19 protein-coding genes are annotated in these 21171 nt (G+C 63.3%); 9 read left to right on the top strand and 10 right to left on the bottom strand.

Annotation, left to right across the window (positions count from 1 at the left end):
• Positions 1 to 37: 37 nt before the first annotated feature.
• Entirely contained in the window at positions 38 to 571 is a 534-nt protein-coding gene (locus VFB18_RS02170) for an Hsp20/alpha crystallin family protein (RefSeq protein ID WP_324970636.1), read from the bottom strand.
• Between the two features lie 265 nt (positions 572 to 836).
• Here VFB18_RS02170 and VFB18_RS02165 point away from each other — a divergent pair, with 265 nt between their 5' ends.
• Entirely contained in the window at positions 837 to 1295 is a 459-nt protein-coding gene (locus VFB18_RS02165) for a hypothetical protein (RefSeq protein ID WP_324970635.1), read from the top strand.
• On the opposite strand, the gene VFB18_RS02160 is transcribed toward VFB18_RS02165, so the two are convergent.
• Entirely contained in the window at positions 1292 to 1714 is a 423-nt protein-coding gene (locus tag VFB18_RS02160) for a DUF3775 domain-containing protein (protein WP_324970634.1), read from the bottom strand. The genes VFB18_RS02165 and VFB18_RS02160 overlap by 4 nt on opposite strands.
• A 165-nt stretch (positions 1715 to 1879) precedes the next feature.
• Here VFB18_RS02160 and VFB18_RS02155 point away from each other — a divergent pair, with 165 nt between their 5' ends.
• Positions 1880 to 3877: a transglycosylase domain-containing protein gene (locus VFB18_RS02155; RefSeq protein WP_324970633.1), complete on the top strand. Its 1998-nt coding sequence runs from the start codon at positions 1880 to 1882 to the stop codon at positions 3875 to 3877.
• Here the strand turns inward: VFB18_RS02155 and VFB18_RS02150 are convergent.
• Both VFB18_RS02150 and VFB18_RS02145 read right to left on the bottom strand, forming a co-directional pair.
• The gene (locus VFB18_RS02150) at positions 3874 to 4893 is read right to left on the bottom strand and encodes a class I fructose-bisphosphate aldolase (RefSeq protein WP_324970632.1); all 1020 of its coding nucleotides are present in this window, start codon (positions 4891 to 4893) and stop codon (positions 3874 to 3876) included. The genes VFB18_RS02155 and VFB18_RS02150 overlap by 4 nt on opposite strands.
• A gap of 81 nt (positions 4894 to 4974) precedes the next feature.
• Positions 4975 to 6177, bottom strand: coding sequence for a patatin-like phospholipase family protein (locus VFB18_RS02145; RefSeq protein ID WP_324970631.1), 1203 nt, complete (start codon positions 6175 to 6177; stop codon positions 4975 to 4977).
• A gap of 313 nt (positions 6178 to 6490) precedes the next feature.
• Here VFB18_RS02145 and VFB18_RS02140 point away from each other — a divergent pair, with 313 nt between their 5' ends.
• On the top strand, positions 6491 to 6685 hold the full coding sequence (locus tag VFB18_RS02140) for a hypothetical protein (RefSeq protein ID WP_324970630.1): 195 nt from the start codon (positions 6491 to 6493) through the stop codon (positions 6683 to 6685).
• 10 nt (positions 6686 to 6695) lie between these two features.
• Here the strand turns inward: VFB18_RS02140 and VFB18_RS02135 are convergent, their stop codons facing one another.
• The 4 genes from VFB18_RS02135 to VFB18_RS02120 all read right to left on the bottom strand — a co-directional run bounded on the left by VFB18_RS02135 (position 6696) and on the right by VFB18_RS02120 (position 10987).
• Positions 6696 to 7073 (bottom strand): hypothetical protein, encoded by a 378-nt coding sequence (locus VFB18_RS02135; protein ID WP_324970629.1) that lies wholly within the window; start codon positions 7071 to 7073, stop codon positions 6696 to 6698.
• Between the two features lie 43 nt (positions 7074 to 7116).
• On the bottom strand, positions 7117 to 8112 hold the full coding sequence (locus tag VFB18_RS02130; protein ID WP_324970628.1) for a formylglycine-generating enzyme family protein: 996 nt from the start codon (positions 8110 to 8112) through the stop codon (positions 7117 to 7119).
• A gap of 121 nt (positions 8113 to 8233) precedes the next feature.
• Entirely contained in the window at positions 8234 to 9229 is a 996-nt protein-coding gene (locus VFB18_RS02125) for an HAD family hydrolase (protein ID WP_324970627.1), read from the bottom strand.
• An 87-nt stretch (positions 9230 to 9316) separates the two neighbouring features.
• Complete coding sequence (locus VFB18_RS02120; protein ID WP_324970626.1) at positions 9317 to 10987, bottom strand: arylsulfatase; 1671 nt, start codon at positions 10985 to 10987, stop codon at positions 9317 to 9319.
• Between the two features lie 393 nt (positions 10988 to 11380).
• Between VFB18_RS02120 and VFB18_RS02115 the strand changes: the two genes are divergently transcribed.
• The 6 genes from VFB18_RS02115 (at position 11381) to VFB18_RS02090 (ending at position 18991) form a co-directional block, all read left to right on the top strand.
• Positions 11381 to 12367 carry a SphA family protein gene (locus VFB18_RS02115; protein WP_324970625.1) on the top strand — a complete coding sequence of 329 codons (987 nt, stop codon included), beginning with the start codon at positions 11381 to 11383 and terminating at the stop codon, positions 12365 to 12367.
• Positions 12368 to 12498: 131 nt separating this feature from the next.
• On the top strand, positions 12499 to 13194 hold the full coding sequence (locus VFB18_RS02110; protein ID WP_324970624.1) for a hypothetical protein: 696 nt from the start codon (positions 12499 to 12501) through the stop codon (positions 13192 to 13194).
• Positions 13195 to 13480: 286 nt separating this feature from the next.
• Positions 13481 to 14893, top strand: coding sequence for a DUF1254 domain-containing protein (locus tag VFB18_RS02105; protein ID WP_324970623.1), 1413 nt, complete (start codon positions 13481 to 13483; stop codon positions 14891 to 14893).
• Positions 14894 to 15013: 120 nt separating this feature from the next.
• On the top strand, positions 15014 to 17488 hold the full coding sequence (locus VFB18_RS02100; protein WP_324970622.1) for an arylsulfatase: 2475 nt from the start codon (positions 15014 to 15016) through the stop codon (positions 17486 to 17488).
• A gap of 153 nt (positions 17489 to 17641) precedes the next feature.
• Positions 17642 to 18598, top strand: coding sequence for an NAD-dependent epimerase/dehydratase family protein (locus tag VFB18_RS02095; protein WP_324970621.1), 957 nt, complete (start codon positions 17642 to 17644; stop codon positions 18596 to 18598).
• A gap of 195 nt (positions 18599 to 18793) precedes the next feature.
• Positions 18794 to 18991, top strand: coding sequence for a hypothetical protein (locus VFB18_RS02090; protein ID WP_324970620.1), 198 nt, complete (start codon positions 18794 to 18796; stop codon positions 18989 to 18991).
• A gap of 71 nt (positions 18992 to 19062) precedes the next feature.
• On the opposite strand, the gene VFB18_RS02085 is transcribed toward VFB18_RS02090, so the two are convergent.
• Positions 19063 to 20037, bottom strand: a complete 975-nt coding sequence (locus tag VFB18_RS02085) for a YVTN family beta-propeller repeat protein (protein WP_324970619.1) — start codon at positions 20035 to 20037, stop codon at positions 19063 to 19065.
• An 8-nt stretch (positions 20038 to 20045) separates the two neighbouring features.
• The coding region (locus VFB18_RS02080; protein WP_324970618.1) for an ABC transporter substrate-binding protein at positions 20046 to 21171 on the bottom strand (1126 nt) is incomplete at its 5' end.

Here is a 21171-nt window from a genome sequence, read left to right as displayed (position 1 = left end):
AACGAGCTCGATCGTTCGCGCTCCTTGCGCTTCTAGATCACGCCTTGCTGATCGCGATCTTCTTCTCTTTCTTTTGCGCCTCGGACGACTTCGGCAAGGTCACCGTGAGCACGCCATTCTTGAAGCTTGCCGCGATCTTGTCGGGATCGACGCTCTCCGGCACCTGGAACGAGCGCTGGAAGGACCCGAAGCGACGCTCCGAGAGGTAATAGTCCTTCTTCTTTTCTTCCTTCTCCTCGCGCTTCTCGCCCCTGATGGTGAGGAAGCCGTCGGCGAACTTCACCTCGACATTCTTCTCGTCGAGGCCAGGCAGCTCGGCCGTGATCTCGTATTCCTTGTCCTTCTCGACGATATCGACGGCCGGCGTCTTGCCGAAGGTAAGCTCACCGCGCCAGAACGGCTCGATATCGAACACGCTGCGTCCGAGCGCACGGCGGCCCCCGCCGAAGCCGAAATCCTCGAACAAGCGGTCGATCTCGCGTCGGAGATTGGCAAGCGGGGGCCACTCGCCGCCTCTCCCGCCCGTCTCGGCCTCTGTCTTGCTCGGGAGTTTGGTAGCTGGCTCAGCCATTGCGATGCCTCCTTCACGGATTGGTCGGGGATGCCGTTAAGGCAGCGCAAATTCGCTTATGCGTCATTGACGGGGGTCAAATTCGCGGCGCGCGCGTTTAGTGTACGGAAATGTAGTGAAAGGCCATGCATCGTTGAGAGGCCGTGACGACGCAGGATGCCAAGGCCAAGGAACTGCGTGACAAGGCGCTAGCGGCGATCCGCAGCTAGAAGCGCGACGATGTGATCAACGAGCTCAAGGTCATGCCGTGAGTTAGGAGCTGCCGGTGGAACACGTTCCGGTCGATGTCGAGGCAAGGCAGATCGTGCGCTGGCTCCTGGCCGAGCAACGCACCAAGACCTTCGACCTTCTGCTGAACGTGACCCGATCGTTCGAGCCCACCGAGCTCAGCGCCGCCGAAGAAGGGCAAATGGGCGATGAAGAAAGACAGGAGCTCAGCGAGATTAACGAGGTCGGGCTGCTTGAGGTCATGCCGCGCAAGGAGCCCAGCCGCTGGATCTTGCGTATTCGTGTGATCGACGACATCGGCCCCCGCATGCCCGACGACGAACCTGTCCCAACTGAGGACGAGGAGATCGATCTCGAAACCTTCAACGAAGAGTTCATCGTGGCCGACCGGGGATACGTTGAAGTGAGCGCCGAGGCCCAGGATCGCGCCGCAGACGGCGAGCTCGGACGTCTCATCGAGGCGATCGTAACCAACAGCCACAAGCCGAATAATTAGAGCCGGTTGACCTCGTAATCCTCGAGCGAAACGCCAAGCTGGGCGAGCCCTTCCTCGATGAAGTCGCCGAGCTTAGGCGTGCCGATCAGATAGCTCGGGATGTGCTTGACGGGCATATCTTCAGCCTGCGCGCGCGCCTCGGCGAAAGAGGCGAAGTCGCCGCGGCCGAGCCACATTAGCGCGATCAGATCCAGCTGCTCGTCGATGTTGAGGCCCGAAAGCGCCGCCTCGAGCTCCTGCTCGACCGGATCGTCGCCCTCCTCCTCGAGCACGTCGACCTCCCTGTCATCTGACGGATTTGACCCTGAATCGGGGTCGGTCGGCTCGACCTGCTCGTCGAATTCGCGCGCCTTGACGATGACGTAGAACGCCGTCTCGGGCGAGATGGTCAGCTGGTCTGAAGCGTCGTTCGATTCCATGCGCAACCCTTACCCTTGAGCTTGACGCCGGGCATTGACTTGGCTCAACGGAGCGCCGAGGGCCACCGATTAACCGTAGGGCTGCCATCAATTAGCCGTTTCGCCAGCCAAAATCTCAATGATGGCGCGGACGGGCGTGAGGGCCTCAACCCCTTGAGTTATCTCATGGTTTTCTATGCGTGGGTGCGCGCCCTGCTGGTTGCGGCCGTGGCCATCGGCGCGCATGCCGGCGGCTGGGACTTGCCGGGCGGTAAGCTGCTCAAGTCGGCCCTCGATGCCTGCCAGGTCGAACACTTCCTCAACGGCGACGACGCCGCCGAGCAAATGCTCTGCCCGATCCGCCTGCCTGAACGGTCCTTCCCGCGCGTTCTCCGGGACGCGGTGATCGCGAGCGAAGATGCGGATTTCTTTGGCCACGGTCCGATCGACTATGCCGCAAGCGCCCGCGCCGCGTTGCGCTCGCTGCGCGGCCATCGCCAAGGCGGCAGCACGATCACCCAGCAGCTCGCCCGCACCCTGTTTCTCAAGAAGGAGGACACGTTCGAGCGTAAGCTGCGCGAGGCCGTGCTCGCCGTCAGGATCGCTGCGATCCTCTCCAAGCCCGAGATCCTCACACGCTACATGAACGTCGTGCCGCATGCGCGCAATATGTACGGCTTCGATGCGCCGGCGCGCTTTTACTTCGGCGTCGGCGTCGAGGACCTCGATCTCGCCGAGGCGGCACTTCTTGCCGGCATGCTGCCCGAGCCCAACAATCGCGACCCGCTGAAGGATCCGGGCCCCGCACTGGCGAGCGCGCATGTCGTGCTCGCCAAGATGTCCGCGCAGGGCAAGATCACCGCCGATCAGGCGGCCGACGCCGAGGAGGAACTGCGACACCGTATTGCCTCGCGCCATCTCCGCCGCGGGACCGCAAGTTACGTGCGCCCGGATTATCGCTCTTATCGCGACCTCGCCCGCAGGGAGGCGAAAGCGAACGGGATCGCCCTTCCCGCCGAGTACCGCCTCTTCCTCTTCATCGACCCCGAGTTCCAGGAGGAACTCGCCGGCGAGATCTGCTCGCTCACCGGCCAGCATCAAGCCGCCGGGATCTTCATGCGGCCCTCCGGAGAGGTGCTCGCCGTATCAGGCTCGTGCGTTTATACGGGCGAGTGGAACCGCGCCGCCGACATCGAGCGCTCGATCGGCTCGACCGGCAAGCTATTCCCGCTCATCGGCGTCCACGAAGCGTCGTTCAGCCTGAAGGAGCGGATCGCGACCGGTCCGGTGCGGCAGCCCAACTGGCCGGCCGAGCCGAATGCGCGGTGCCGCGCGTCGCGGACGGTCAGCCTCGACTTCGCGCTCGAGCAATCCTGCAACCGGCCCTGGACCGAGGTTGCGTTGCGCCTCGGCGAGAAGCTGACGCGGATCGTCAAACGCTTCGATCTCGACGCGCCGTCGCCCGCCCTCGTGCCGATCGGGGGCCTGCATACGTCGCCGATGCGGCTCGCCCGGGCCTACGCCTCGCTCGAAAACGGCGGCAGGCTGCCGCAAGTGCGCTTCCTGCTCGCCGCGATCGGAGCGAAGGGAAATGTCTTGGGGCTTCCGGCCAGGCGGCCTGAGCCTGAGGCCATGTCACCCGAAACCGCGGCGGCCGTGCTTCGCGACCTGCGCGGGCCGGTGAAGCGAGGGACGGCGCGCGCCGCCAATTCCCTGCACGCCCTCGTTTACGGCAAGACCGGAACGTCCTCTAGCAACATGGACGCGCTCTTCGTCGGTCTCACCCAGGATTTCGTCGGCACTCTGTGGGTGGGCTACGATAAGCCCGCCCCGATGCCCGGCGTTTACGGCGGGGGCGCCCCGGCCAAGGCTTTCGGCAAGCTCACCGATGTCTACTATCTCAGGCTCGCGCGCGAGCGGCTTCTCGAGAGCAGGACGCCCCCGGCGCCGAGCCTCGCGCGGCAGTGGGTTGCCGGCTTGAACGTGGTCGAGAAGCTGTCGGTGCTCGTCGGCACCTTCGCCTTCTTTGCATTCGCAGTTGCGCTGCTCAACACGACGCAGCCCGAGCGGAGGCTCAAGGCGGGAGCCGCCCTGCCCGCACCGCCGCTCCTCCTCCCGGCGCCTCAAGCAACGGCACCGGAGGCTGAACTCGCCGAGACCCCGCTTCCGTCCGCCGAGACCTAGGCGGCCTGTTTCTCGAGATCGGCCGACCATTTGCCCATCGAGGCGAGCCCGTTCATCGCCGCGCGATGGGTGAAGGCGGCTTGCGCCTTGGCCACGTTCTCGGCCTTGCCCGACCATGCCTTTTGCGGCGCGGCCTGAAGCGCGCGGCTATAGGAGAAGGTGATCTTCCACGGGCCTCCGCCCAGGCGGTTCATGGCGTCGAGCCGCGCCGTCGCGTCGAGATCGGACTGACCGCCCGAAAGGAACGCGATCCCCGGCACCGCCGCCGGCACGCATTCCTTCAGCACGCGCAAGGTCTTCTCGGCGACCTCGCCGACCGGGGCCTGCTTCGGGGACTTCTTCCCTGGCACCACCATGTTGGGCTTGAGCACCATGCCCTCGAGCGCAACGCGGGCGAGGTAGAGTTCCTGGAACACCGTCTTCAAGGTTTTCTCGGTGACCGCGAAACAGCGGTCGATATCGTGATCGCCGTCCATCAGCACCTCAGGCTCCACGATCGGCACCAGCCCCTCGTCCTGGCAAAGCGCCGCATAGCGCGCGAGCGCGGCGGCATTGGCTCTGATGCAGTAGTAGGTCGGGATGGCGGGACCGATGTCGATCACCGCGCGCCACTTGCAGAACTTGGCGCCGAGACCGCGATATTCGACGAGCCGCTCGCGCAAGCCGTCGAGGCCTTCGGTGATGACCTCACCCGGGTGGAACGGTAAGGGCTTGGTGCCCTTATCCACCTTTATGCCCGGGAGCGAGCCGGCCTGCTCGATGATGCGGGCAAGCGGCGTGCCGTCCTTGGCGTTCTGCCGGATGGTTTCGTCAAACAGAATAACGCCCGAGATGTTTGCCATGCCCTTCGAGCGGAACAGAAGCTCGCGGTAATCGCGGCGGTTCTCCTCGGTGCTTTCGACCCCGATCGCCTCGAAACGCTTCTTGACGGTGCCCGCCGATTCATCGGCGGCCAGAACCCCGCGTCCCGGCGCCACCATGGCGTTCGCAACGCGGTTCAATTCGGCCAAATCCATGTGTCTCACTCCCAAAAACCCGTTCGGCGACTATGTACGAAAGGACAGAGCAAGGCTCAAGCGGCGGCTATGGTTCCCGGTTCAATGCCCCGCCATGCGCGGCGGAGTCTTCTTCCAGGGATAGCCCGCCGCCGCCATCTGGTACCCGAGATCGTAGAGCTTCGACATATAGACCGGGTCGAAGGCCGCAGTGCTCGTGTCGATGAAGTCGCCAGGGATGTAGGCGAGGTTGTAGTCGATGTTGTTCTTCCTGGCGAAGACGTAGAGCTCGTAGAGATCGCCGACGCCCTGGCTCTTGATCAGGCTCGACACGGCGCGGCCCGCGATCGACAGCGTGCGCGCCTTCACCGCCTTGTACTCGGGCGCGACATGGCCGTTGCGGATAATATAGGCGCGCCGCACGGGGTTGATGCCGAGCCGTCCATCGATCTTGCTCGCCATGAATTGCGTGGGCACGAGAAACACCTCGCGCGTCGCCCCGCCGTCGACATGCATCTCCTCGTAGGTTTCGCCGCCGGCGGCAACCTTGATGAAGCCGGGTGGAAACACGGCTGGGATCGCCGCCGACGACAAGAGCACGGTGCGGAATAGCTCGAGCGCTTCGGGGCTTCCGCTCGTCGCGATCGCGCCCATGTCCCAGATCACCGGGCGCTCGGCGTCGAGATTCGTCGTGCCGATGAGAAGGCGGCGCCCTTTGCGGTGCTCCGCGGCGATCTCGGCGAGAAATTCCGGCGTCACGTAATGGGCGACGACCTTGGCGAGCGGCGCGTTGCTGGCGAGCGAGTCCCCGCCGATGAGGCCCCGCACGGGCCGCGCTATGGCGATGTCCTCGGTGTCGGAGGTCGTGAATACCTCTTTCAGCGCGGCATCGTACTTCGGGCCGAGAAAGGCAAACGGCGCCGTGAGCGCACCGGTCGACACGCCGGTGACGACATCGAACTCGGGCCGCGTGCCGGCGGCCGTCCAGCCGCCGAGCACCCCCGCCCCGAAGGCGCCATCGCTGCCACCGCCCGACAGCGCGAGGAAGTTGATGACGGGACGGCGCCCCTTGGCCAGCAAGTCGGGCCGGCTGGAGCGGACTTGTGCCCATTTCTCCCTGACGATGGCATCGGCATTGGGCGGCAGTTCGTCGCCCCAGAAGCGGACGGGCGTCGCCATGCCGACGACCTGGGCGTCATCCTCGAGTGTCGGCGGGACGGGATTGCGCGCAATCGCCGCGGCGCAGCCGGCAACCGTTAGCACGAGCACAATCAGGCACGACACGCGTGCCAACGCCCAACGCATCACGACGCTTTCCCCCGTCCGCGGACGTCTGATCTAGGTCAGGAATTCCCTTTTGCCACCAATACCCTAGCGCAAAACTGAGAGGCTTGGCGATTTTTTGGGCTGTTGGCGGATGCACATTTTCCGAACTGCCACAAGGATTCCGCGATTTGCGCTAAAGTCTCGCATCGACGGCAGCCTTCGGGGCCTGCATAAGTGCCGTTCCCGCCGCACGTTTGGGGAGGTTCCTTTGCGAAGCATGATCGTTGCACTGGTTGCGCTCACACCTGCCTTGGGCGTAGCCCCCGCCGGAGCTATGGCCGAAGACCATTGCATGACCGGCGATTCGGCCGTCTGCGCCCAGGATCCGAGCTGCCATTGGGACTACGAGAAGCGGGGGTGCTACGAGGGCGCGGCCGAACGCGTCGACCCGTGCGGGGCGCATGGCGACAAGACGATCTGCGAGCAGGATGTCTCGATCGGCTGCAAGTGGAACGCCGACGACAACAAATGCGTGCAGGCGAACTAGCCGGCCCGCATCACCTGCCGCGCCGCACCGCGAGCGCATAGACGAACAGCACAGCGAAGACGGCGTGCACGAGGCCCGCGCCCCATAGCGCCGTTCCGCCGAGCCCCGTTGTGGCCGTCGTCCAGAGAATGAGGCAGGCCGCGATCACGTTGTAGAGCGCAAGCCCGTAGGCCGCGGCGACCCCGCCAGCGCTTGCAAGCTCGTTCCTCGCCAAGATCGCCGCGACGCCGAGGCCCAATGTCGCCGCGCCAAGGATGCGCGCCAAAAAGACGGCCGAGGCGTCGGCTCCGACCCCGAGCCCAGCGACGAGCGCGACAGTGGCAAGCAGGGCAAAAAGGCCGAACAGCGCCTCGAAGCTGCCCGACACGATCATCAGCCACCGCAGCATCGCTCCCTCCTCTCGCGAGCTCGCGGGATTCTCCCGCCGCCCCTTACCCTGAGACCTTGCCGATCTCGCCGGACCTTTCCCGTTTGATGCAGCGGAAGCCGAGATGGCAGGTCGAGGTGTCGATCGGTTCGGCGTGACGCGCCGCCGGCCGGTAGCGCCGGCAATAATTCGGCGCGCAGAGATGCGAACCGCCTTTGATGACCTTGCGTGGAATCTTGATGTTGGGCTGGCACGGATCGTAGCTGTCCTCGGCGCGCGGCCCCCGCGGATTGACCGGCATGCAGCACGATTGCTGCTGCTTGTGGCTCGACGCATACCAATCCGTGGTCCACTCCCACACGTTGCCGATCATGTCGTAGAGCCCATAGCCGTTCGGCGGATAGATGCCGACCGGAGAGGTGCCCTCGAAGCCGTCCTTCATCAGGTTCTGCCACGGGAATTCGCCCTGCCAGGTATTGGCGACGCATTTCCCGCCGGGTTCCAGCTCGTCGCCCCAGGCGAATTCCCTGCCGTCGAGCCCGCCGCGCGCGGCATATTCCCACTCGGCCTCGGTCGGCAACTCCTTGCCAGCCCACTTGGCGTAGGCCTCGGCGTCGCGATACGCGATGTGTACGACGGGATGATCGTCGAGACCCTTGATCGAGCTCCCCGGCCCGTAAGGGTGCCGCCAGTCGGCGCCGAAGGTGAAGCTCCACCAGTTCGACCAGTTGGTGAGATCGACCGGCCCTTGCGTCTTCTTGAACACGAGCGAGCCGGCGCGAAGCATATGCGGGAGCGCGCCCGGATAGTCCTTGGGGTCGGGCGCGATCTCGGCGAAGGTCACGTGGCCCGTCTCTTTGACGAAGCGCTTGAACTCGGCATTCGTGACCGGGGTCTTGTCGATCCAGAAGCCATTGACCTTCACGCGATGGGCCGGCTTCTCCTCTACATAGTGGTGGTCAGAGCCCATGGTGAACTCGCCACCGGGCACGTAGATCATCTCGGGCTTGAGCCTCGCCTTGATCGCGCCCGAACGCCTCGCTTTGCGTGCGATGCTCATCGAATGGCTCCGCCAATCCTCATGCCCGGCCTTGATTCAGTGATCCAGGGGCTATTGGCTCTGAGTGTGAGGCCCTGGATTGCCGGGTCAAGCCCGGCAACGACATCAAAGGGAATTGCCTTCACTTTGAACCACTTTTCGCCGGCGGGAAGATGGTCTTCCAGTCGTTCTTCATGTCGACCACGGTCCAGCCCTTGGTGAGGGCCTCGTCGAGCGCCTTGTCCAGTTTGCCGACGTCGGAATTGCGATCATAGGCATATTCGCGCGCCGCGTCGGTGTGATGCACGAGCCCCATGAAGCACAAGTGCTCGCAGGCCGCGGTCCATTCCAACATCTCCTTGTCGCCGTCGGAATTGCCGAAGGCGAAGATCGGCTGCCGCCCAATGAAATGCTCGATGCCCTCCGGCTTGCCGGGTCCGTCATCGACGAACAGGACCTTGGGCACCTTGATCAGCACCGGCTTCTCGTCCCATGTACCGTATTGTGTGACGCCTGATGAGCCGATCACCTGCTCGGGCGGGATGCCGTAGGTCTTGTCGGCAAAGCCGCGCATGAACTCCACCCCGCCACCCGACACGATGAACGTCTTGAAGCCGTTGGCGCGAAGATAGTCGAGCAGCTCGATCATCGGCTGATAGACCAGGTCGGTATAGAGGACCTTGAAGCGCGGGTGCTTGGCGGTCGCGAGCCATTGCCGCACCGTCTGATCGAAATCCGCCGTGGTCATGCCCGAGTGGGTCGCGGCAACGATCTCGACCATGCCCTTCTCGCCCATCGCGGCGACCGCCTTCATGTCGCCCGCGAGCACCGACTTGAAGGGGTCCTTGGTCTTCCACTCGGGATGCTGGTTCGCCTGCGTCTTCACCTCGTCGACGGCGAAGACGAATTGCGTGTACATCGGCTGCTCGACCCACAGCGTGCCGTCATTGTCGAAGGTGGCGAGCCGATCCTTGGGCGCGACGTAGTCCGGCCCGCCCTCCTTGGCGATCCGCGTCACGTAATCGATGATCGCCTGCTTAGTCGGGCCGTCGTTCCATGACGGCAGCGGATCGGCGCCGGCTTCGGCGCCCAGCGTAAAGAGCGCAAGCAGCGCGGACGCTAACGCAAGGCGCCGCATCCAATGCGCCATCATGAGATGTTCCCGCCGCAATGATGGGAAAGAGCGGGCGCCTCGCATGAGACGCCCGCTTCGCTTTGATGCATGTTAGTCGCCGGGATGGCCCTTGGCGATTGCCTCTTGGACCTGCTCTTTCACGGCCTGAAGGTTGAACGACGCCGGCTTCTGCATCGGCGGAAACTCGATGGCCGTTTCCGCCAGCTCGCCGACCTTCTGCTGCACGTACACGAAGCGCCAGAACTCACGCGCGAAGAATTCGTTCATGTAGCCTGGCGATCCTTCCAGAACGTTCGCAACGGGCAGTCGCTCGAAGGGATCCTGCTTGATGTTCTCCAGGATCGGCATGTTGATGGGAACCTTCGGCCCCGGCCAGCCCTCCGGCTGATCGATGAAGCGGTATTTGAAGTCGTCGAGACGCAAGCCGCCGAGATTGGATTCGGCGAAGTACCAGATCTCGTGACGATTTGACGGTCCCTTGCCGGTGATCAGGTCGAGTTGGTTATAGCCGTCGAGATGCACCTTGTAGGTCGTCCCGCTGAGATCCTTGCCGGCTTTCAGTTCGTCGACGATGTTGGGATCTCCCGCCGCCGCGACGAAAGTCGGGAACCAGTCCAGCCCCGAAATGAGACCGTTCTCGACCTTCCCCGCAGGTACCTTGCCGGGCCAGCGAATGATGCAGGGCACACGGAAACCGCCTTCATAGACGGTGCCCTTGGTAGCGCGGAACGGAGTCATGCCGCCGTCCGGCCAAGTGAACACTTCGGCGCCGTTGTCGGTCGAGAAGACGACGATCGTGTTGTCGGCGATGCCGAGGTCGTCCAGACCCTTGAGGAGCGCACCGACGGAGTCGTCGAGTTGCGCCATACCGGCTTCCTCCATGCCGTAATTGGTCTCGGGATTCATCATCGCCTTGTACTTCTCGGCGAGGAAGGTCCACACGTGCATGCGCGTGGTGTTGTGCCAGAGGAAGAACGGCTTGCCCGACTCTTTGGCCCTCTTCATGAAATCGATCGAATCTTTGACCAGCACGTCGTCGAAGGTGGTCATGTCGTACTTGGCGTCGCCCACGCCTTCGCCCTCTCCGCCATAGGGCGTGCGCCCCGTGTTCGGTCCGGGAGCGAGCGGTCCTTCGTCGACAATCTTTTGCTTGCCAATTTTGCCCCAGCGCGGTTGCTCCGTGGGATCGTCGGTGTCGCTCGCCCAGCAATGGACGAGGTTGCGCGGGCCTACCGCATTACGGATCGCGGGATCGGTAGGATAGGAATACCAGTACGGGTCCGACATGGCATCGAGGTGGTACAGGTAGCCGAAAAATTCATCGAAGCCGTGCACGCAGGGAAGGTATTTGTTCAGATCGCCGAGATGGTTCTTGCCGAACTGGCCGGTGGTGTAGCCCATAGCCTTTAGCGCGGTAGCGATGGTGGGCGCTTGCGCTGGCAGACCGACATCAGCGCCGGCCTGACCGACCGTGGTCAATCCAGTGCGAATCGGCAACTCGCCGGTGATGAAATTGGCGCGGCCCGCGGTGCAGCTCGCCTCGGCATAGTAATCGGTGAACATCATGCCCTGCGACGCCAACTTGTCGAGGTTGGGCGTCTTGCCAGACATGATGCCGCGATGGTAGGCGCCGATATTGAACCAGCCGACATCGTCGCCCATGATAAAGATGATATTCGGCCGTTGGTCCTGCGCCGCCGCCGGAGCGGCTGGCGTCGCCGCCGTCAAGCCTGCGGCGAGAACGGCCGCCAAGGCGGTCATTGCTCTCGCCGACTTTGCTTTGCTTCCTTGCTCTTCTATCGAGCAAATCGGAATTGTACGCATCCACGTTTCCTCCTGTGGCAAACGCTGCACCCTGTTCTTTACGTTCTCACCGCGGTGATGCAGGCCGCGATCTGCTTTCTCCACCACGCCGTGGGATATCCGCTCGAGGTGAGAGCGAGATAAAGCAGCGCTCGCTGCCGCGAGACGGGATGACAGCATGTTGGATTATGTTGCGGAAATCGGACGACGAACGACCGGCGAGGGTTAGTGTGGCAAATCTGCACCCGCCGAGCCGCATCTCGATTCCTCGACTTCGCGCGGATAGCCATGCGAAGGACCGCATCGTAATCTCGGCAAGACGACGCGTCCACCGCTGTCTTGGGGGAAGTGATGTTCGCGCAATCATGGAGTCGCACGCGTGGATTTGCCCATGTCGTCGCCATCGCTTTCGTGGTGTTCACGAACGTTTCCAGCGTTCGCGCTGCCGAGTACGGCACCGGTCCGTGGGTGAAAGGCTACACCGATATTTTCGGCGGCGTGCTCCCCTCCCAGCCCGGCTTCTATTTCCGCGGCGACGCCTATCATTACAATGGGAGCGCCGGCACCACGATCTTCAACGGGCGCATCGCTCTCAACGTCGATGAGGACTACACCGCGACGCTCTTTGCCCTGAGCTACGTAACGCCGTGGAAAATCCTGGGCGGTACCTACGCGGTGGCGGTCGTGCCGAGCGCGGTCGCCATGGACGTCGATATCGGCATTCAGATTCCCGCCTTCACCGGGCCGCGCGGGCGAACGTTCGGGCCGTTCGATTTCAATGTTGGCGACAACGAATTCGCCCATGGCGACACCGCCTTCGCTCCGCTGATCCTCGGATGGAATTCAGGAAACTTCCACTGGAACCTCGCCGTGTTCGGCTTCGCCCCGACCGGCAAATACGACAAGTCGAGCCTCGCCAACACGAGCCTCAATCATTGGTCGGAGATGACGCGTATTGCCGGCACCTGGTTCGATCCGAAGACCGGGTGGCAGGTCGACGCCGCCGCCATCTACTCGGTGAACTGGGAGAACCCCGCGACCGATTACGAGACCGGAAACATCCTCAATCTCGATGGCGCAATCACCAAGAATTTCGGACCTCTCGGTGTCGGCGTGGTGAGCTACGCCATGATTCAGACCACCGGAGACAGCGGATCTGGCGCCCGCCTCGGCTCATTCGAATCGCGTGTCTATGGCGTCGGTCCGATCGTGACCTTCACCACGAGCGCCGATCCCTCCAAGGCCCTCACCATCATCGCCAAGTGGTACAGCGAGTTCGACGCCAAGAATACCTTCGAGGGCAATACCGTCGACGTCGCCGCGAGCTTCAAGTTCTAGGGGCGATTTCCTGAGCTACGTCGCCGAGGCGATAAACAAGTCATAATCACGTCGGCGGGCCGTCGCAGTTCTTTGACCCCATCTGGGCTATGCTTCCGAATCGAATCGTCTGCGACAGGAGAAACGCCCCCATGACAACCAATCGCATCGCCTGCCTTGCACTCGCGCTGGCAGGCCTCGCCTTCGCGTCCTATCAGGCGCTCGCCGAGGACGCCATCAGCCATCCCGCCAGCAAGACCATCGGCGCCTCGAGCGGCGAAATGGTCGCCTCGCTCGGCGTTATCAACGCCGACGGCGCAACCCTCGAGGGCAGCAAGCTCGTCCTGACCGGCGTGTCGCCCAACACCATCGTGTTCGCCGATCGCCCGGTGAGAGCCGCCGGCCATGTCTTGACCTCGCATTTCATCAGGGAATGGGACGAAGGCCAGGAGAGTTTCGCCAAGACCCCGCCCAATGCCACCATCTCCGTGTTCAGCAAAGACGGCACCTCGGTCAAGGATGCGGTCGTCGTGTTGAAGTCGCCCAAGTTCGAGGGCGACAAGCTGACCTTCGATGTCTCCGTGCTCGAAGGCGATCTTGAGAAAATTGATGGCCCGGCAGCGCTCTTTATCGACCGCTTCGCCGTTCATTACGGCGGCGGCGGATGGGGCCACGGCACGGTCGTGGTCGGACGCGGACCGGCCTGGCACGGCGCCTGGTACGCTCATCCCGGCGCGGCCTTCGCTACGGGCGCCGCGGTCGGGGCCGCCGTTGGAGCGGCTGCGGCGGCGCCGAACTATTACTACGGCGGTCCGTGCGGCTATTACCCCTACCCGCCCTGCTACTGAGATCCACGGTTCGACGTGACGGCATGAATCGGCGGCGGCTCGTCCGCCGCCGATTTCATATTCCGACGAGAATCTTATTTCCGCTCCTTGCAACCTCTCAGCGTGATGGCCACCTGATCGCGAGGGAGCAACGGCTTTGGGCCCGCATCATTCGGAGGTTGGCGATGAGTGCGGGTTCGGATTCTTTCATTCCATTGTCGCCTTTCGAAACTCGGCGGCCGCTTGCGCCCCGCGGGGCGTACGTTCGTGCGTCCGTGACTTCACGATTAACCGTGGGGAGGAAATCATGAGGAGCGCTCTATTGGCATTGGCGGTGGGTTCACTCCTGCTTCCAGGGCCGGCGGCTGCGGCGACGATCAGCGAGGATGAAGCGCACGCGATCGGCGTCGAAGCCTATCTCTATTTCTATCCGCTCGTGACGATGGAGATCACGCGCCGGCAGCTCACCAATCAGGAGCCCGGTGAAGGCTCAATCGGCGGTCCGATGAACAGTTTCGCCAACATCCCTGCGTTTCCCACGGCCGACATGCGTGCCGTGGTCCGACCGAACTTCGACACGCTCTATTCCAGCGCTTGGCTCGATCTCACCAAGGAGCCAATGATCGTGTCGGCGCCGGATACTGGCGGCCGCTACTACCTCCTGCCGATGCTCGACATGTGGACCGACGTGTTCGCCTCGCCCGGCTGGCGCACGACGGGAACCGCTGCCGCCAATTTCCTGGTGACCCCTCCCGGTTGGAGCGGGACCGTGCCGCCGCACTTCACGCGCATCGCGGCGCCCACGCCTTATGTGTGGATCATCGGCCGCACCAAGACCGACGGCCCCGCCGACTACGATGCGGTTCACAAGATTCAGGCCGGATACAAGATCACGCCGCTGTCGCAATGGGGCAAGGAGCAGGTGCTTCCCGACGTCAAGATCGATCCAAGCATCGACATGAAGACCCCGCCCAAAGTTCAGGTCGACACCATGCCGGCCGACAAGTATTTCGCTTTGGCGAGCGAGCTCATCAAGTTGCAGCCGCCACACATCACGGACCAGCCAATCGTTGCCCGCCTTAAGCGTATCGGCTTCGAGGTAGGACAAAGCTTCGACCTGGATAAGGCCGACCCGGCCGTCAAGAATGCCCTGGAAAGCGCGCCTGCCGATGCGCAGAAGCTGATGCAATGGAAAATGGCTACTCTGGCGCGGGTCGAAAATTATTGGTCGATGAATACCGACACGATGGGCGTCTATGGCAACTATTATCTGAAGCGCGCCATCATCGCTCAGCAGGGCCTCGGCGCGAACGTGCCCGAGGACGCGATCTATCCGCTCAATCTCGGCGACAGCGAAGGCAAGCCGCTCGACGGCACCAGCAACTATACGATCCATTTCGACAAGGGAGAGATGCCTCCGGCGCAAGCCTTCTGGTCGATCACGCTTTACGACAATGACGGCTTCCAGGTCGCCAATCCGCTTAATCGCTTCGCGGTGTCGAGCTGGATGCCGTTCAAATACAATCCTGACGACTCGCTCGATCTCTATTTCCAAAACGAGAGTCCGGGCGCCGACAAGGAGGCGAACTGGTTGCCGGCGCCCAAAGGTCCATACAACCTCACCATGCGCATCTACGCGCCGAAGTCTGATGCGCTCACCGGCAGATGGAATCCGCCGCCGGTCGCAAAGACCGCTGCGCCGCCGGCGCTTCCGCAATAGATCAATTGGAGGAGGCCACTCGGCCGACCCACGCCTCCATTTCGATGGAGAATAAGAACAGTCCCTTAGAGGTGCTAAGAACAGTCGCCGAGAGGGCCCAAAACTTGGGAGGAGCGTATCATGCGAAAAGAATTGCTTGCTCTGACTCTGGGCCTGCTCGTCGGCACCGCGCTCACCTCGGCGGCGGCCGCGCAGGAGACGACCGGCACCCCCGGCGAACCTACGGCGCATGAATTTCCCAATTCGCGTGTCTTGCCGATCCCGACGCCGCCTTTCACCGGCGACATCCAACCCAACTTGATCGACAGCAAGCCGGCCTGGCCGCCGACCATCTCGCCGCCGGAAGGCGCGCCGAACGTGCTGCTTATTCTGATCGACGATGCCGGTTTCGGCTCCAACTCGACATTCGGCGGCGTGGTGCCCACCCCAACACTCGACACGCTGGCGAGCCAAGGTTTGCGCTATACGCAAATGCATAACACGGCGCTGTGCTCGCCAACGCGGGCCGCGCTTCTGACCGGACGCAATCACCACGCCGTCGGCTATGGCGACGTCGCCGAAGGTGCGGTGGGCTATCCCGGCTATAACACGGTGACCGGCCCCGAATCCGCGCACGTGGCCGAGGTGCTGCGGGAGAACGGCTACGCCACCGCGTGGTTCGGTAAGAATCATAACGTGCCCATTTGGGAGGCAACCCCCGCCGGGCCCCTCACCCACTGGCCGATCGGCGAGGGCTACGATTATTTCTACGGCTTTATCGGCGGGGACACGAGCCAGTGGGAGCCGGGCAATCTGTTTCGCAACACCACGCCTGTTCATCCCTATGAGGGCCATCCCGGCTGGAACCTGAATACCGCCTTGGCCGATGACGCCATCGAGTACATCAGCGTGCATGCGGCGACCAATCCGAAGCGGCCGTGGTTCATCCACTACGCGCCTGGCGCGACGCACGCCCCGCACCATCCCACGCAGGAATGGGTGGACAAGATCAGCGCCATGCATCTGTTCGACGATGGCTGGGAGAAAGTGCGCGAGCGGATTTTCGACAACCAGAAGCGGCTCGGCGTCATTCCCGCCAACGCCAAACTGCCCGACTGGCCGGACTTCCTGCCCAAGTGGGACTCCCTGTCAGCCGACCAGAAGAAGCTCTATCTGCGCCAGATCGACGTGTGGGCCGCCTATCTCGCCTACACCGATTACGAGATCGGCCGCATCATCGAGACGATCGAGAAGCTCGGCGAATTCGACAACACCCTCATCATCTTCATCTGCGGCGACAACGGCATGAGCGCCGAAGGGTCGATGAACGGCACGCCGAACGAGGTCGGCTACTTCAACGGCTTCGATTACACCGTCGATCAGATGCTGCCCTTGATCCCGGTCTGGGGTACCGACCGCACCTACAATCATTTTGCCGTGCCGTGGGCGTTCGCGATGGACACGCCCTACCGGTGGACCAAGCAGATCGCCTCGCATCTCGGCGGCACGCGCACCGGCATGGTGATGACGTGGCCGAAGCGTATCAAGGATTACGGCGGCATCCGCAACCAGTTCCATCACGTCATCGACATCGCACCGACCATCCTGGACGCGATTGGAATCCCGCAACCGACCATGATCAACGGGATTGCGCAGCGTCCCTATGACGGCGTCAGCATGGTCTATACCTGGGACAAGGCGAATGCCGACGCGCCCTCGACCCGCACCACCCAGTATTTCGAGATCTTCGGCAACCGCGCGATCTATCACGACGGCTGGATGGCATGCACGGTGCCGGCGGTGACACCCTGGGAAGGCGTCAAGGGCAAGCCGCCCGTCGATGTCATGAACGGCTACAATTGGGAGCTTTTCAACCTCGCCGACGATCCCACGCAGACCAACGACCTCGCGGCCAAGGAGCCCGATCGGCTGCGCACGATGCAGGAGCTCTGGCTGATCGAGGCCGCGCGCAACGACGTGCTGCCGCTGAACAACTCCCAGCTCCCCGTCCTTACGGCGGAGCGTCCGGGACCGGCTGCCGGACGCACGCATTTCGAGTACACGGTGCCGATGACCTCCACCCAGTTCGCCGTCGCTCCTTCGATTCTCAATCGCTCGTACACGATCACGGCTGAAATCGAGGTGCCGGAAGGCGGAGCCAACGGCATGCTGGTCACCCAGGGCGGCCGGTTCTCGGGCTGGGCCCTCTATCTTAAGGACGGCAAGCCTACCTTCACGTATGACCTGCTCGACGTCGAGCGTCCGAAGTGGCAGAGCGCCGACGCGTTGCCGCCCGGCAAACACGCCATTGTCTTCGATTGGAAGATGGAGGCGCAGGGCTCACCGCTCGGGCGCGGCGGTACTGGCACACTCTTGGTCGACGGCAAACAGGTCGCACAGCAATCCTTGCCCAAAACCCAGCCGCTCATCTGGGCGTGGGACGAAACGTTCGACGTCGGCTCCGACACCGGCACCTCGGTGGACGACAAGGACTACCAGGTGCCGTTCGCCTTCACCGGCGCGATCGACAAGATCGCCATTGATCTCGGCGAGTCGAGCGTGTCGCCGGAGGCGATCAAGATGATGATGCAAGAGGCGGCGCAGAAGCGCGATTGATCCCGCAGAAAGGCCTGTAGGTCGATCGCCATATCGGGCCCTGCAAAGGAACCTGGCCCGTCGCCAGGGCTTGCTCTGGCCAAAATGTGATTGTGAAGTGGAACCTGCGAAGGCGAGGCGAATAGTGGCCATGCCCAGCGGGACCGCTTGAACATGGAGCATGGGAAGACGGGAAATCAGGGGCGAAAGCCACTCGTCGCGCTCACCGGCGCAACGGGCTTCATCGGCCAGTATCTGCTGAAAGAGCTGCCGAAGCGCGGCTACCGGTTGCGCGTCCTCCTGCGCCGACCGACTGCCCTGCCGTCGAACTGCGCGAGCGCTGTCATCGGCGACCTCGCCAAGCCTTACAATATGTCAGAGGCGCTCGCCGAGGTGGACGCCGTGATCCACACCGCAGGCCTCGCCGAGACCATGACCGGCATTCCCGAGGACGACTACCGCCTGTTCAACACCGAGGCCACCATCAATTTCGCCAAGGCGGCCGAGCGGGCGCGCGTCAAGCGCTTCGTGTTCCTCTCTTCGATCAGGGCGCAATCGGGTCCGACCGCGGCGCGTGTCCTCACCGAGGAGCACGAGCCTCTCCCGACCGACGCCTATGGCCGCTCGAAGCTCGCGGCAGAAAGAGGCCTCGCCGAGACCGGCCTCGACTGGGCCGCGCTCAGATTGGCTCTCGTCTACGGCCCGGGCGTGCAGGGCAACATGGCGAAGCTCGTCAGGCTTGCGCGCTCCCCCTATCCGCTTCCGCTTGCCGGCCTCAAGGGCGAGCACTCTTTGCTCGCGCTCGACAACCTCGTCGAGGCGATCGACAAGGTTTTGATCGCGCCGGCGCCGCTCAAGCGGCCGCTCATCGTTGCCGACCCGAAGCCGCTCACCATCGGCGCGATGATTGCGGCGATGCGAAAGGGCCTCGGGCGCCGCCCCGGGTTGTTCTATGTCCCCCGTCCCCTGCTTGCCGCGAGCCTCCGCGCCACCGGAAAGAGGGCGAGTTACACACCGCTTTTCGGCTCGCTCGTCGCCGATCCTTCCGCACTGCAGCGTCTCGATTGGCAGCCATGCGTGGAAACGGAAGCGGGACTCGCGGCGCTCTTGGGCGACAATGCAGTGCAATAATTGCGCTGCACAAAACGCCGCGACTTTTATGTGCTTTGCAAGCGAAGCGTCTTACCTTCGTCGCATTCTTTTGTTAGAGTTCATCATGGCTGACGGGGGTCGCCATTGGAGCAAGGCCATCGCCTTGGAAGCGCGGCTCTGAGCCCCTCACAACAATCAGAGCGCACCTTCCGGGCGGGGCACGAGGAGGTGGGAATGGCACTCCCGAAAATCGTCCTGCGCGGCAGGAAGATCATTCTCCTGAGCGGCTTCAAAGACGAAGTCTGGGACGAGACGACCAAGCGGCGCAGACTTGTCGTGAACGCCGAGGAGAAGCTGCGGCGCGCTGCCAAGGCGAATCCCGATGCTTGTGCGTTCGGCTTCGTGGCCGGTCAGTGGATCGCCTCTGCCTGAGGTGGCATATCAATAGGGCTTGTTCGCTGACCCTTTGCAGCGCTTGAGGGCATTTCGCCTGGGTGCGGCAATTATTCAGGCGCGACGGTTACGCCCCAGGGCGCATCTCCTACCGCGATTGATTTGACCACCGTAAGGCTCGGCACGTCGATCACCGAGACGTCGTTGCTATTGCCGTTGGTGACGAACAGCAGCTTGTCGTCCGGCGTGAAGGCGAGCTGCCACACGCGCTGCCCGACGAGGAGATATTTCTCCACCTCGAGCGTCTTCGCATCGATCACCGCCACGCGGTTGGCCGGACCGAGTGCGACGAACGCGCGCGTGCCGTCCTTGGTGATGCGCACGCCGACCGGCTGGATGCGCTCGGGCTGCACGCCGGGAATGTCGAAGCCGATGGTCTTGATGATCTTCCGCGTCTTGGCGTCGATCACCGTGACCGTGCCGGCCACCTCCGAGGTAACCCAAAGCTCCTTCCCGTCCGAGGTGAACTCGGCGAAACGCGGGCGCGATCCGACCAGCACGCTGTCGACGAGCTCGTAGGTTTCGGTGTCGATGAAATGCGCCATGTTCGACGTCTCGGAGGTGGCGATCAGCGTCTTGCCGTCGGGGCTGATGCCGACGCCCTCCGGCTCGACGCCGACGGGAACCTCGGCCACCACCTTCCGCTCCTTGAGGTCGATCGCCGTCATCAACGCGTCATCCTCGTTGGCGACGTAGACCGGACTGCCCGAGGGGTGGATGTTGAGCTGCTCGGGGTCGGGACCCGATGGCAGGTCTCCGACGATTTGCCGGCTCGCCACGTCGAGGATCTGCACCGTGTCGTCGTCACTCGCGCAGATCAGCACTTGCTTGCCGTCCTTGGTCATCATGATGCCGCGCGGCCGTTGTCCCACCGGAATGGTGGCCTGCACCTCGAGTGTGACGCTGTCGATCACCGTCAGCGAATTGCCCTTCTCGTTCGAGACATAGACCGTATAAGCGGCGGCGGGCGTCGCGGCGAAGACCAAGCCGCTCGCGAACGCCAGGACGGAACAGACTCTGTGCATTCCTGCTCTCATTGAAGCTTGCACTTGGTCTCGGGCTCGTCGATGCCGAGCGTATCGACTTCGGCGTGCTCGTGCAGAAAACCTTCCTGCGGCGACATCGATACCGGAAGGTCGGGCCCCGCGATGATGATCGGCTGCCTGAGTTGCCCATCCCAGGCGCGGAACGTCACCTTCTGGCCCTTAAAGGCAGCGAGGTCGAATTTGTCGCTCCTGATATACGCGGCGACGGGTGCGAGATCTGCCGAGCCCGTGCGCGTCACCCCCTCGCCGATCGCGCGCACCGCGACCCAGGCCTGATAGTCGAGCGGCAGCATGAAGCGATTGGCAAAGCGCTGGAAGCGGTTCTGCATCTGGGTCGCGCCCCATTGTTCGTGCGCCGGATGCCAACTCATGGCCGTGAGACCCGCAGTGCCGGCGACCGGCCTCGGATCGTAGCTGCGATAGGGCAGGTACGGTCCGAACACCTCGTTCTCGTCGGCGACGATCAGCACGTCGTAGTCCGGCGCGCCCTGCGTCAGCGCCGGCATCTGCTGCTGGATTTGTTGCTGCCCCGAATCGGTGCGGCGCGCCTCCAGCGTCCCCCTATATTCGCGCTCCTCGACGATCTTTCCGCCGAAGCGCATGGCCGCGCGCTCGATCGCCGCGAGATAGTCGAGATCCTCGGGGAAAACGCCCTTCACCACCAACCACCGCGTCCACTTCTTCCACACGAGATATTGCGCCAGCGCGTCGGCGAGCATGGCGCGGTCGGGCGCCACGTGCAGCACGTTGGCGCGGCAATCCCGCTCGCGCAGGCTGACATCGGGCGCGCTGACGTTGAACAGGAGCACATCCTTGCCCTTGGCCACGTCAGCGAGTTTGAGCAACGTCGCGGCGGGCGCGTCGACCAGCACGAAATGATGGCCGCTTGCAATCAGCTTATCGAGCGTCGCGACGGCATCGCCGCCGACCGGCACGCGCTCGACATCGAGGGTGAATCGCTGCTTGGTGAAGCGCCCGGTGGTGTTGTTGTCCTTGAGCGCAATCTCGGCGCCAGCGACACCGAGGTCCTGCGGTGGAATGTTGAGCCGCGAGATAGGCAGCGGCCGCTTCACCTCCTGCACGAGATAGCCGATCGGCACGGTGATGAACCCA

The sequence above is a fragment of the Methyloceanibacter sp. genome, from assembly GCF_035650995.1.
GTDB lineage: Bacteria > Pseudomonadota > Alphaproteobacteria > Rhizobiales > Methyloligellaceae > Methyloceanibacter.
Note: the sequence above shows the minus strand (reverse complement) of the source record. Positions and strands in the feature narration are given on the sequence as shown.